The 12,501-nt window shown below is 57.7% G+C and carries 13 protein-coding genes and 1 pseudogene; 5 read left to right on the forward strand and 9 right to left on the reverse strand.

Translation table 11 applies throughout. The annotated features are described in order from the left end of the window. Window positions 1-214: 214 nt before the first annotated feature. On the reverse strand, window positions 215-1,591 hold the full coding sequence (locus ADK28_RS08905; protein WP_048795468.1) for an MATE family efflux transporter: 1,377 nt from the start codon (window positions 1,589-1,591) through the stop codon (window positions 215-217). A gap of 239 nt (window positions 1,592-1,830) precedes the next feature. Between ADK28_RS08905 and ADK28_RS08910 the strand changes: the two genes are divergently transcribed. Together ADK28_RS08910 and ADK28_RS08915 are read left to right on the forward strand one after the other, a co-directional pair. Then, complete coding sequence (locus tag ADK28_RS08910; RefSeq protein WP_048795469.1) at window positions 1,831-2,481, forward strand: riboflavin synthase; 651 nt, start codon at window positions 1,831-1,833, stop codon at window positions 2,479-2,481. Between the two features lie 54 nt (window positions 2,482-2,535). Beyond that, window positions 2,536-2,829 carry an I78 family peptidase inhibitor gene (locus tag ADK28_RS08915; RefSeq protein ID WP_016927929.1) on the forward strand — a complete coding sequence of 98 codons (294 nt, stop codon included), beginning with the start codon at window positions 2,536-2,538 and terminating at the stop codon, window positions 2,827-2,829. Between the two features lie 70 nt (window positions 2,830-2,899). Here ADK28_RS08915 and cfa read toward each other — a convergent pair whose 3' ends face one another. Together cfa and punC are read right to left on the reverse strand one after the other, a co-directional pair. Next, entirely contained in the window at window positions 2,900-4,051 is a 1,152-nt protein-coding gene (cfa, locus tag ADK28_RS08920; protein ID WP_048795470.1) for a cyclopropane fatty acyl phospholipid synthase, read from the reverse strand. 344 nt (window positions 4,052-4,395) lie between these two features. Then, window positions 4,396-5,607, reverse strand: coding sequence for a purine nucleoside transporter PunC (gene punC / locus ADK28_RS08925; RefSeq protein ID WP_028128175.1), 1,212 nt, complete (start codon window positions 5,605-5,607; stop codon window positions 4,396-4,398). 123 nt (window positions 5,608-5,730) lie between these two features. Between punC and punR the strand changes: the two genes are divergently transcribed. Further along, complete coding sequence (gene punR / locus ADK28_RS08930; RefSeq protein WP_048795471.1) at window positions 5,731-6,687, forward strand: DNA-binding transcriptional activator PunR; 957 nt, start codon at window positions 5,731-5,733, stop codon at window positions 6,685-6,687. Here punR and purR read toward each other — a convergent pair. Continuing rightward, window positions 6,675-7,700 (reverse strand): HTH-type transcriptional repressor PurR, encoded by a 1,026-nt coding sequence (purR, locus tag ADK28_RS08935; protein WP_004931336.1) that lies wholly within the window; start codon window positions 7,698-7,700, stop codon window positions 6,675-6,677. The genes punR and purR overlap by 13 nt on opposite strands. A gap of 324 nt (window positions 7,701-8,024) precedes the next feature. Between purR and ADK28_RS31390 the strand changes: the two genes are divergently transcribed. Continuing rightward, complete coding sequence (locus tag ADK28_RS31390) at window positions 8,025-8,114, forward strand: YnhF family membrane protein (protein ID WP_004931335.1); 90 nt, start codon at window positions 8,025-8,027, stop codon at window positions 8,112-8,114. Between the two features lie 66 nt (window positions 8,115-8,180). Here ADK28_RS31390 and sodB read toward each other — a convergent pair whose 3' ends face one another. After that, window positions 8,181-8,759, reverse strand: a complete 579-nt coding sequence (gene sodB, locus ADK28_RS08940) for a superoxide dismutase [Fe] (protein WP_004931333.1) — start codon at window positions 8,757-8,759, stop codon at window positions 8,181-8,183. Between the two features lie 199 nt (window positions 8,760-8,958). Continuing rightward, entirely contained in the window at window positions 8,959-9,777 is an 819-nt protein-coding gene (locus ADK28_RS08945) for a C40 family peptidase (RefSeq protein ID WP_033640495.1), read from the reverse strand. Window positions 9,778-10,193: 416 nt separating this feature from the next. On the opposite strand from ADK28_RS08945, the gene ADK28_RS08950 reads away from it, so the two are divergent. Next, entirely contained in the window at window positions 10,194-10,541 is a 348-nt protein-coding gene (locus ADK28_RS08950) for a Grx4 family monothiol glutaredoxin (RefSeq protein WP_004931329.1), read from the forward strand. A 68-nt stretch (window positions 10,542-10,609) separates the two neighbouring features. Here ADK28_RS08950 and rnt read toward each other — a convergent pair whose 3' ends face one another. From rnt to ADK28_RS08965, 3 genes and pseudogenes are all read right to left on the reverse strand, one after another. Continuing rightward, on the reverse strand, window positions 10,610-11,293 hold the full coding sequence (rnt, locus tag ADK28_RS08955) for a ribonuclease T (protein ID WP_016927925.1): 684 nt from the start codon (window positions 11,291-11,293) through the stop codon (window positions 10,610-10,612). A gap of 79 nt (window positions 11,294-11,372) precedes the next feature. Further along, window positions 11,373-11,780 carry a lactoylglutathione lyase gene (gloA, locus tag ADK28_RS08960; protein WP_004931325.1) on the reverse strand — a complete coding sequence of 136 codons (408 nt, stop codon included), beginning with the start codon at window positions 11,778-11,780 and terminating at the stop codon, window positions 11,373-11,375. Window positions 11,781-12,118: 338 nt separating this feature from the next. Further along, window positions 12,119-12,501 (reverse strand): annotated as a pseudogene (locus ADK28_RS08965) (alkene reductase); the annotation flags it as partial.

Below are 12,501 nucleotides of genomic sequence, written 5' to 3' on the forward strand. Positions count from 1 at the left end.
AGGTGGTGCTCTAACCAACTGAGCTACGGACGCATCTTTTCCTGTCTGTCATGGCTGACAGCGGGGACGAATATTAACGAGCTACCTGCGTGCTGGCAAGGGGAAAAGCGCAATTTTATTCGGTATTTCACGCGATTGCTGAGGTTGTGCGCAGTCCGGCGTTTTTTTCCGCAAACCGCGACCCGGCCGGGGAGGAAACCGGCCGGGCGCGGGTTCAGCGCGTGGATCGCTGCAGAATGACGGCGGTCGGCTGTTTCTGCAGCCAGCGCATGCGCAGCGCCATCATGATGGCGGCGAAGGTCAGGCCGATGATAAAGCCGATCCAGAAACCGCTTGGCCCCATCGCCGGCACCACCGCATCGGTTAACGCCAGCAGATAGCCGCTCGGCAGGCCCAACACCCAATAAGCGATAAAGGTGATGAAGAAGATCGCGCGGGTATCTTTATAACCGCGCAGCACGCCGCTGCCGATCACCTGGACCGAATCCGAGATCTGGTACAGCGCCGCCAGCAGCATCAACTGCGAGGCCATCGCCACCACCGCCGGGCTGTCGTTGTACAGCAGGGCGATCGGTTCGCGGAAAGTGGCGGTAAACAGCGCGGTACAAACGGCCATGGTGATACCGACGCCGATGGCGGAGTAAGCGGCGACGCGCGCGCCTTCGACCGAACCTTCCCCCAGACGATAACCGACGCGGATGGTGGCGCCGACGCCCAGCGACAGCGGCAGCACGAACATCAGCGCGCTGAAGTTAAGCGCGATCTGGTGGCCGGCGACCGCGACGATCCCCAGCGGCGAAACCAGCAGCGCCACCACCGCGAACAGCGTGACTTCGAAGAACAGCGCCAGCGCCACCGGCATGCCGATGCCGATCAGGCGCTTCAGCGCCGCCCAGTCCGGGCTGCCGAGATCGCCTGCCTGTCGCTTGATGTCGCGCTGCGACGGCGCGCGCTTCACGTACCAGCGCATCATCAGGAACATGATCCAGTAGACGCTGCCGGTGGCGACGCCGCAGCCGACGCCACCCAACTCCGGCATGCCGAACTTGCCGTAGATAAAGATGTAGTTGATCGGGATATTCACCAGCAGGCCGAGGAAGCCGATCACCATGCCGGGCTTGGTTTTGGACAGCCCTTCACACTGGTTGCGCATCACCTGGAAGAACAGGTAACCCGGCGCCCCCCACATGATGGCGTGCAGATAACCGACGGCTTTATCCGCCAACTGCGGATCGATGTTGTGCATCATGTCGATGACGAACTTGCAGTTATACAGCACGACGATCAGCAGCACGGACACGCCGGAGGCCAGCCAGAAGCCCTGACGCACCTGATGGGCGATGCGATCGCGACGGCCGGCGCCGTTGAGCTGGGCGATCACCGGGGTCAGCGCCAGCAGCAGGCCGTGGCCGAACAAAATGGCCGGCAGCCAGATCGAGGTGCTGACCGCCACCGCCGCCATGTCGGTGGCGCTGTAAGCGCCGGCCATGATGGTATCCACCACGCCCATGGCGGTTTGCGATATTTGCGCGATGATGACTGGGATAGCGAGAGCCAATAAACTACGCGCTTCAATTAAGTACTTCTGCACGCATACACCTTTTCTATTTATATATGTGGGAGGGAGGGCTGCCGCGAGAGGACAACAATTAAAATAGCGGAATTTTGTCAAAAAGATTGTACCTGCTCGGCGCCGTTAAGCAAACGCCGCAGATAAAGAGTTATTAAATGCGCAGCCATTCGTTTTTTGCCGTCGCGGATTTGGTTTTCAGCGCCAACTGGGGCAAACTGCCGGTAGCGTTTTAACCTATTTAGCAAGAAGAGGCACATATGTTCACCGGTATCGTACAAGGCACCGCGCCGTTGGTCGCCATTGATGAGAAACCCAATTTCCGCACCCACGTGATCGAAATGCCTGCCGAGCTGCTGCCGGGGCTGGAGCTGGGCGCGTCGGTGGCGCATAACGGCTGCTGCCTGACCGTCACCGCGGTGGAAGGCAACCGCGTCAGCTTTGATTTGATCAAGGAAACGCTGCGCCTGACCAACCTCGGCGATCTGGCGCTGGGCGACATCGTCAATATCGAGCGCGCGGCGAAATTCAATGATGAAATTGGCGGTCATTTGATGTCCGGCCATATTATCTGCACGGCGGAAGTGGCCAAAATTTATACCTCGGAAAATAACCGCCAGGTATGGTTGCGCATGCCGAATGCGGAATTGATGAAATATGTGCTGCACAAAGGTTTCATCGGCATCGACGGCATTAGCCTGACCATCGGTGAAGTGGTGAATAACCGTTTCTGCGTGCACCTGATCCCGGAAACGCTGGATCGCACCACGCTGGGTAAGAAACGCCTCGGCGACAAGGTGANCATCGAGATCGATCCGCAAACGCAGGCGGTGGTGGACACCGTCGAGCGCGTGCTGGCCAATCGGGAAGCGACGTTGGCTGTGGCGATGGCGCCGGCGCACAAAGACTGACAGCGATTCTGGCGTGACCGCCGGCATCGAATCATAAGCAGAGAGGAGAAACGCGTGAAGTTTTATGGGAAAACGTTGTTGTTAACCGCGTTGCTGGCGCTGAGCGCCTGCAGCAGTTCGCCTGAGCAGGGCGCTGGCGCACAAATGGCCGATGCGGACGATACCTGTGGCGCATCACAGTATCAAAACTTCGTCGGCAAACCGATGACCTCGTTGGAAGGCGTGCGGATCGATGCCAAGGTGCGAGCCATTCCGTACAACTCTGCCGTCACCATGGATTTCAACCTGCGCCGCCTGAACTTCCTTGGCGACAGCGACGATAAAATCATCCGCGTTTACTGCGGCTAAGCCGCCTGGTTCGAAAGAGCAAAAAAGCCCCGGCGATGAGGTTGCCGGGGCTTTTTTATTAGGGGAGCGTTCAGCGTGCGACGCGGATGCCGCCTTCCACGCCTTTCGGGCTGAACACCACCTGCCATAGCTGCAGATCGCGCGCCCGGAACGCGCCGGCGCAGGCGTTCAGATAATAGCTGAACATCCGTTCGAAGCGCTCGGAATAGCGCTCGGCGAGCTGCGGCCACGCCTGTTTGAAGCGCTCGAACCAGGCCATCAGCGTGCGATCGTAGTCGGCGCCGATGTTGTGCCAGTCTTCCATCACGAAATGGCCTTCGCTGGCCTCGGCGATATGTCTCACGGAGGGCAGGCAGCCGTTCGGGAAGATATATTTGTTGATCCAGGGATCGACGTTCATGTCGGTCTTGTTGGAGCCGATGGTGTGCAGCAGGAACAGGCCGTGCGGCGCCAGATTGCGCTCCACCACGTCGAAATAGGTGCGGTAGTTTTTCGGCCCGACATGCTCGAACATGCCAACGGACACGATGCGATCGAACTGCTGATGCAGATCGCGATAATCCTGCAACAGGATCTGCACATCCAGCCCGGCGCAGCGCGCCTGAGCCAGCTTCTGCTGTTCGGCGGAAATGGTCACGCCGACCACCGACACGCCGTAATTTTTCGCCGCATAGGCGGAAAGGCCGCCCCAGCCGCAGCCGATGTCCAGCAAACGCATGCCCGGCTGCAGCTGCAGTTTCTCGCAGATCATCCGCAGCTTGGCTTCCTGCGCTTCCTCCAGCGTGGTGGCGTCTTTCCAGTAGCCGCAGGAATATTGCATGTAAGGATCGAGCATCAGGGTAAACAGATCGTTGCCAAGATCGTAATGCTCTTTGCCGACGATCCAGGCGCGCTTTTTCGATTGCAGATTGGTCAGGCGCGCGGCGGCGATACGCAGGGTATCTTTCAGGTGGTGGGGGAGTTTCTTCTCCAGCCCGGCGCTGACCACGCGCTGAAAGAATATATCCAGCCGCTCGCACTCCCACCAACCGTCCATATAGCTTTCGCCCAGGCCCAGTGACCCTTGCTGCAAAACGCGTTTAAAGAATTCGGGATTTTTAACCTGAATATCGAAAGGGCGCGATCCGTTGATTTCGATACCGGCCAGACCGAGCATTTCGTGCGCGATACGGTACCACTGGTTATCCTGGATGCTCAGATCTTCTATACACGATGAACTCATAGCTTCTCCATCACCTTCTTCTGACTGATGACCCGTTAGGAAACAGCTTAGACAATTTCTGCGGGTGCATACGTATACCAACGGGAAATAAGCCCGCGGCGTCTGATATCCGACTATGAACAGAGGAAATTTAAAGAAACGGCCCGACGCAAACGGCGCAGGATAAACGCCTCTTTAAAAAAAGAGTGTGACGCAAGGCGCGTACACAATAGCTGATTGAGATATAGAGATTATAAGGTGTTACTTTACAAGGTTGTTTTTGAGTATAGGCGTGCCGAGGCGTTGACTCAACTGTAAATCGCACTCGGCACGCATATTCTTTAAGTGATTATTAATCTTGGTAATTATGACGCTGAGTTAGCATGTTCCCGCTGTGCCTTTTGCTGCGCATCGGCCGCTTTTCCCCGCTGCAGGAAATAACCCAGCGCGGCCAGGACTACCGTAGATACCATCACCGTCACCGTTGCCAACAGCGGCTGGGCAATAAACGCCGACACCAGCATGCTCGCCACAAAACACAGCCCCAATTGCAGCGTATTTTGCAGCGCGGCGGCTTTACCGCTGCTTTCCGGGAATGGCATCAGCGCATTCGCCACCATGATCGGGTAGCCGGCGCCGTTGACCAGCGCCATGACGCAGAACGGGATCAGCAGCGTGGTGAGCGTCGGATTGGTCAGGGTCGCCACCAGATACAGGGCCACCATGCTGACAGCATAAGCTACCAGCAGCCACGGCAGCAGGGTTTTGCCATTGATGCGCTTGAGCGCGGCGCGGCAGCCATAGCCTCCCAACAGGAAAGCCAGCGTCTGCGGCACATAGCTCAGACCGATGTCGCTCGGGCCGTAGCCCATATCACCGAGGATGAACGGCGAGCCGGTCAGCCAGGCAAAGAAGCCGGCCGAGCAGGCGGCGTACATAGCGACGTTGCCGCTGAACACCGGGGATTTCAATAATTGCCAAAAACTGACGCCGCTTTTTGGCGCATCGGCGGCGGGTTGCGTTTTGGCGCGATCTTTGAGCAGCAACGTCGGCAGCAGCAGCAGGGCGGTGATGGCCAACAGCACGGCGAAGATCGCGCGCCAGCTGGCGTGGTTCAGCAGCCAGGCGCCAAGCAGCGGCGCCAACGCCGGCGACAGCGCCACCAGCGGCATGATGGTGGCGAATACGCGGTTGGCCTGGCCTTCGCGGTAGCGGTCGACCACCAGCGCTTGCCAGATGGCGGCGGCGGAACAGACGCCGACGGCCTGAATAAAGCGCAGTATCCAGAGCTGCACGGCATTTTCCACCCACAGCATGCCCAGGCAGCCGAGCGCGAACAGCGACAGGCCAATCAATAATACCGGTTTGCGGCCCAGTCGGTCGGAGAGCGGCCCCCACAGCAACTGCGCGAAGGCGAAGCCGGCCAGAAAGATGCTCAGGCTGGCGCTGACCGCGCCGGCGGAAATTTGCAGTTCCTCCCGCATGGCGCCGAAGGCGGGCAGGTACATATCGGTCGCCAGATAACCCAGCATGCTCAGGCCGGCGAGGTAGAACATAAAACCAAAGGAGTTTCGCATGGTATTTCTCGTTAATATTTTAGTGTCGCAGGTTTTTAGCGCCGGCCAGTGTATCCGGCTGGATCTCTGCTTGTGAAACGGTAATATTTGCAAAGTGCTGTTAAAAAAATTGAAGGCAAAGCGATGTGGTCTGAATATTCTCTTGAAGTTGTTGACGCGGTGGCGCGCACCGGCAGTTTCAGCGCGGCGGCGCAGGAGTTGCACCGGGTACCGTCGGCGGTGAGCTATACCGTGCGGCAACTGGAACAATGGCTGGCGGTGCCGCTGTTTGAGCGGCGTCACCGTGATGTGGAGTTGACGCCGGCCGGCGCGCTGTTTATCAAGGATGCGCGAGTTGTTATCAAAAAAATGCTCGACACCCGCCGCCACTGTCAACAGGTGGCCAACGGGTGGCGCGGCCAGCTGAATATCGCAGTCGACATCATCGTCAAACCGCAGCGCAGCCGCCAGCTGGTGCTGGATTTCTACCGCCATTTCCCCGACGTTGAACTGATGCTGCAACCCGAGGTGTTCAACGGCGTGTGGGATGCGTTGGTGGACGGCAGGGTGGACATGGCGATCGGCGCCACGCGCGCGGTGCCGGTCGGCGGCGGCTTCGCTTTCCGCGACATGGGGGATATGAACTGGCTGTGCGTAGTCAGCCCACAGCATCCGTTGGCGCAGCTGGCAGGGCCATTGAATGACGATCGGTTGAGGCCATACCCAGCGCTTTGTCTGGAAGACACCTCGCGCAATCTGCCCAAGCGCGTCACTTGGACGCTGGATAACCAGCGGCGGCTGGTGGTGCCGGACTGGACCTCGGCGCTCGACTGTTTGTGCGCCGGATTGTGCGTCGGCATGATGCCGGCGCATCTGGCGCTGCCGCTGGTGCAGCGCGGTGAGCTGAAGGCGTTGCAGTTGCAGCAGCCGTTTCCCGCCAGCCCCTGCTGCCTGACCTGGCAACAGGATAAACCGTCACCGGCGATGAGCTGGCTGCTGGCGTACTTGGGCGATGGCGAGACGCTGAATCAGGAGTGGCTGAGTGAGGCGGCACCGGAAGCCGCGCAGGCCTCCGGCTGGGAAGATGATCAGCGGCGGTAGTCGATGAACGGACCATCGGCGACCGAACGGCGTTCGACCAGCTTCGGATGCACTTCGATCACCTGCGATTCTTCGCGCTTGCTGATGATGCGATCCAGCAGCATGGTGAAGGCCATTTCTCCCAGGCGTTCTTTCGGCTGGTGAATGGTGGTCAGCGCCGGGGTGAAGTAGCGGGCGTTGCGCACGTTGTCATAGCCGATCACGGAAATATCCTGCGGCACTCGCAGCCCCAGCTCGTCAGCGGCGCAGATGGCGCCCATCGCCATGATGTCGCCGCCGCAAAATACCGCGGTCGGCCGCTGTTTTTGCGACAGGATTTGGTGCATCGCCTTGTAGCCGGACTCCGGCTCGAAGTCACCCTGGACGATCCACTCTTCGCGAATGTCGATATGCGCTTCCTGCAGCGCCTTCATAAAGCCCTGATGACGGCCGCCGCCGGTGTTGCGCGACAGCTGGCCCGGGATGGCGCCGATATCGCGGTGGCCGCGCTCGATCAGGTAACGGCCGGCCAGATAACCGCCTTCGAACGCGTTATCGATGATGGTGTCGGTGAAGTCGCCGCGCGCGGCGCCCCAGTCCATCACCACCATCGGGATATTACGGTAGTCCTCCAGCATGCCCAGCAGTTGATCCGGGTATTCGGAACACATGACCAGCAGGCCGTCGACGCGCTTTTGCGCCAGCATCGCCAGGTAGGCGCGCTGCTTGTCCAGATTGTTGTGCGAGTTGCACAGGATCAGGGTGTAACCTTTGCTGTAGCAGCTGTTTTCCACCGCCTCGATCACTTCGGCAAAATAGGGCGCTTCGCTCGAGGTGGCCAGCAGGCCGATCGACTTGGTGTGATTGACTTTCAGGCTGCGCGCCACGGCGCTCGGCGAGTAGTGCAGCTCTTTGATGGCGGCCCACACGGCCGCTTTGGTCTCTTCGGCGACGAAACGAGTCTTATTGATGACGTGCGAAACGGTGGTGGTGGAAACGCCCGCGCGTTTGGCCACATCTTTAATCGTTGCCATGTAAGGAATGACTCCTGAACTCACATGTTTACAGCATGTAAGTGTGATGTTAATCGTTTGCCTACGTAGATCCTTCTCCAGAGAAGCGAAAACTGAGTTTTTAGTGTGTTGAAGTCTTCAGCGCTTAATCAGGAGGGGCATGGATGCCGGTACGCAGTTGTGAACTGCGAATTTTGTCGCATATTGAACAAAAGTGGAAGAGGTAATCGAGATTATAAACCGGGAAATGATAACAAGATTTTATCGGCGAACTGTGGGAAAATGATTTGACGTACTAATTGTGCGCCTTTTATCCTTAGGAAAGCCCATTTTAAAGGAGTTGTCATGGATACCGATCTGAAGATGTCTCTGTTCACTACCGTCGGCGCGTTGGCGATGATCATCGCTTTCAGCTTTGTCGCCGCGTTGAACTGATCTCCCGCCGGTTTTAAAAAAGGCGCAGCCTCTGGCTGCGCCTCGTTACTTAGGCAAGGCCTGCGTTTACGCCAGGTTTTCCGCCGCAAATGTCCAGTTGACCAACGCCCAGAAGTTTTCCAGGTATTTTGGACGCGCATTGCGGTAATCGATGTAATACGCGTGTTCCCACACGTCAACGGTCAGCAGCGGTTTATCTTCACCGGTCAGCGGAGTTGCCGCGTTGGAGGTGTTGACGATCGCCAGCGCGCCGTCCGGTTTTTTCACCAGCCAGGTCCAGCCGGCGCCGAAGTTTTTCACGGCGGCATCGGTGAACTGTTCTTTGAACGCAGCGAAAGAGCCGAAGGATTTGACGATCGCGGCCGCCAGTTCGCCCTGCGGTTCACCGCCGCCCTGTGGCGACAGGCAGTGCCAGTAGAAGGTGTGGTTCCACACCTGCGCGGCGTTGTTGAACACGCCGCCGTTGGAGGTCTTGATGATCTCCTCGAGCGATTTGCCCTCGAACTCGCTGCCTTTCACCAGGTTGTTCAGGTTAACTACGTAGGTATTGTGGTGTTTGCCGTAGTGGTATTCCAGGGTCTCGGCGGAGATGTGCGGCTCGAGCGCGTTTTTCTCATACGGTAATGCAGGTAATTCAAACGACATTGCTTCCTCCTTTACAGCGCCACTTTTTTCCCGCCGAGGCGGGAGCCAGATGGGCCGTTTTTTATTGTGGTCATTCAATCTTAACAATTTTCATCATAAAAAACAGGAAGAAAAGCGAGAAATGCGCGTGGGGAGGTGCGATGGGCGATAGCTTGAGCAGGCGGTTGCGACCGGGGCCGCAACCGCGCAGAGCAGGGAATTAACGGATGGTTTTCGGCGTCACTACGCGGCGTGCGCCGATGTAGTGGTTCTGCCAATAGTCGTTGTCGAGCTGGCTGATGCGGATCTCTTCGCCGGTGCGCGGCGACTGGATGAATTTGCCGTTGCCGAGATAGACGCCGACATGATCCGCCACGCCGCGGTTGTTGATGCGGAAGAACACCAAATCGCCGCTTTCCAGTTCGCTTTTCTTGATCGGCGCCGCGTCGCGCAGGTGATACATTTCGTTGGCGGTGCGCGGCATCTTGATTTTCACCACGTCTTTATAGGCGTAATAGATAAGTCCGCTGCAGTCGAAGCCGGTGCGCGGCGAGCTGCCGCCCCAGCGGTAAGGTTTGCCCATCTGATCCATCAGCTTGGCCATCGCGGTCTGTTTGGCGTGCTGGTAACGCTTTTTGTGCGCCGGGCTGAGTTTCAACGGTTTTTCATCACGCGCCAGCTTGGCGGTAGCCATACCGGCGTCGCGGTGGCGGCCATAACCTTTTTTATAGCCCTTTTTCGGCGGGGTGACTTTAATCTTGGCGATTTTCTGCGCTTTGGCCTTGGGTTTGGCGCTGACGATCTTTTTCGCGCTTTTCTCGCTTTTGACCTTGGCGGTCCTGGTTTTTTTCTCGGGGGCCGTCACTTTGGCTTTTTTGGCGGCTTTATCCGCTTTCTTTTTTCTGCGGTCATCGGGCCGCGCTTCATTAACATGGCTTTTACGCTGCTCGGCGGCAACGCGCGCCTGTGGCGCAGCGTGCGCCAGATTGAAGAAGAGCTGCGTAAACAGCAGCGCAAAGAGCGTAAGAATTAAACGCATGTCGACGTCACCAACCTTGGCCCCGAAACGGATATCGAAAGAGTTACAGTATTCCCGAACTTCGCCATATAAAACAGCGAAGAACTCATAAATAATAATCCATATTGTGAGAAAACGTTAATGACATTTTTTTTGGTTTAAAATCAGCCTGTTGATGTATAAAAAAGCGCCAGGCGACGGTGGCGGATATAATTAAGCCGCGCCGTCATCGCGGCGCAATATATTAGTGAAATGGTCGGATTAAAAATGTTATTCTCAACGTATGTTTTGACCGGAATGACGTGGCCGGTGAAACGCGATCGGCGGCGGGCGAATATCCTTGCAAAAGATGGCGTTTTCTTGCGACTGTTCCAGCCGCTACAATAGCCCGCGTGATGCATGTTGTAGCCATGAAATGTGGCTTGAGGAAGCAATAAATGACGACGACACTTGAAAAAATTCAGCACCAGATCGCTGAAAACCCGATTCTGCTGTACATGAAAGGTTCGCCAAAGCTGCCGAGCTGCGGCTTTTCCGCGCAGGCTGTGCAAGCGCTGTCCGCCTGCGGCGAGCGTTTCGCCTACGTGGACATTTTGCAGAACCCGGACATCCGCGCCGAGCTGCCAAAATACGCCAACTGGCCGACGTTCCCGCAGCTGTGGGTAGATGGTGAGCTGGTCGGCGGTTGCGATATCATCATCGAGATGTATCAGCGCGGCGAACTGCAGCAACTGATCAAAGAAACGGCAGAAAAGTATAAAGCGCAAGAAGACCAGCAGTCTTAATCGACGGGCTTGCGATTATCGCGTAACGGGCGGCGCCAGTGCAAACTGGGCCGCCTTTTTTGTTGATTTTATTCGGCGAGATCGCCGGCGGGCAGCGGCCAGCCGCCGAGACGTTTCCAGCGGTTAACCAGCTCGCAAAACAGCAGGGCGGTTTGCTCGGTGTCGTACAGCGCAGAGTGCGCCTGGCTGCTGTCGAACGGCATACCGGCCGCGATACAGGCTTTCGCCAACACCGTTTGGCCCAGCACCAGGCCGCTCAGCGCGGCGGTGTCGAAGGTGGCGAACGGATGAAACGGGTTGCGCTTCAGGCCGGCACGTTCGGCCGCGGCCATCAGGAAGCTGTGATCGAAGTTGGCGTTGTGCGCCACGATAATGGCCCGGTTGCACCCGCGATCCTTGAGCCCTTTGCGCACCGCTTTGAAAATAGCGTGCAGCGCGTCGTATTCGCTGACCGCGCCGCGCAACGGGTTGTGCGGATCGATGCCGTTAAACGCCAGCGCTTCCGGCTGCAGGTTGGCGCCCTCGAAAGGCTCCACGTGGAAGTGCAGGGTCTCGTCCCGCTGCAGCCAGCCATCTTCATCCATTTTCAGCGTGACGGCGGCGATCTCCAGCAACGCATCGGTATTGGCGTTGAAGCCGGCGGTTTCAACATCTATTACTACGGGATAAAACCCACGAAAACGACCACTCAGGGCGTTAAGATCACTTTTTTCGGCCATCAGTTTCTTATCTTCATCGAATGCAGCGCGCATTATGGCAAATTTTGCGCCTGGTTGCAGGCGCTATCGCGCGGAGAATCAGCAGGGCGCCAGCGCGCCCTGAAGGGGAGGCTTAGTGGCCGAGGCCCTGACCGGCGTGTTTGTTTTCGATCAGCTCAATTTTGTAGCCGTCCGGATCTTCGACGAAGGCGATGACCGTGGTGCCGCCCTTCACCGGGCCGGCTTCGCGGGTGACTTTGCCGCCTGCGCGACGGATGCTGTCGCAGGTGGCGGCAACGTCGTCCACGCCCAGCGCCAGGTGGCCGAAGGCGGTGCCCATGTCGTAGCTGTCGGTACCCCAGTTATAGGTCAGTTCGATAACCGCGCCTTCGCTCTCTTCCGTATAGCCGACGAAAGCCAGGGAGTATTTGTACTCTGGGTTTTCGCTGGTGCGCAGCAGGCGCATGCCTAATACCTTGGTGTAGAAGTCGATGGCGCGTTGCAGGTCACCGACGCGGATCATGGTATGGAGTAAGCGCATAATTCCTCTGAATTGACTGTGCCGTGGCAGACGGCGGGTGGATTGAAGCACAAGCGAGTATAGCCTTGTCCCGCAAGGGAATTCAACGTAACGAGTTGGTGACAATGTCACTTTATGGTCTCGCGTCGCGGGTGTCTAAATATTGATCGAGCGTACCGATCGATACAGAGTAATTGATCTGCACAATCAATTATCTATTCCAGCGGCGATCGTGTAAAAATCGAACGGCAATAAAGATCAACACCAGGGAACACCGGCCCGCCCCGAGCGGGCCTTTTTGCGCGCGACGCATAAAAAAAACGGCCATGCGATTGCGTGGCCGTTGGAGTCAGGACGGGTTACTTCGCCAGAAACGGATAGTCGGTATAGCCTTCGGCGCCGCCGCCGTAGAAGGTTTCCGGCTTAGGTTCGTTCAGCGGGGCGTGCTGACGGAAACGCTCTACCAGATCCGGGTTGGCGATGTAGCTGCGGCCGAAGGCCACCGCGTCGATAAAACCTTTTTCGATCAACGCTTCGGCTTTTTCAGCGGTGTAGGCGCCGGCGCCGACGATCACCCCTTTAAAGTGGGCGCGCACCGAGTCGCGGAAGGCGTCGGAATACGGTTTGCCGCCGGCCCAGTCCGGTTCGGAGATGTGCAGGTAAGCGATGTTGCGCTTATTCAGCTCTTCCACCAGATACAGCGCCGCTTCTTCCTGATCTTCACCGTTGTCCAGCCCGTTGA

Source organism: Serratia sp. 506_PEND (assembly GCF_001076875.1).
In the GTDB taxonomy this organism is placed as follows: Bacteria; Pseudomonadota; Gammaproteobacteria; order Enterobacterales; family Enterobacteriaceae; genus Serratia; species Serratia marcescens.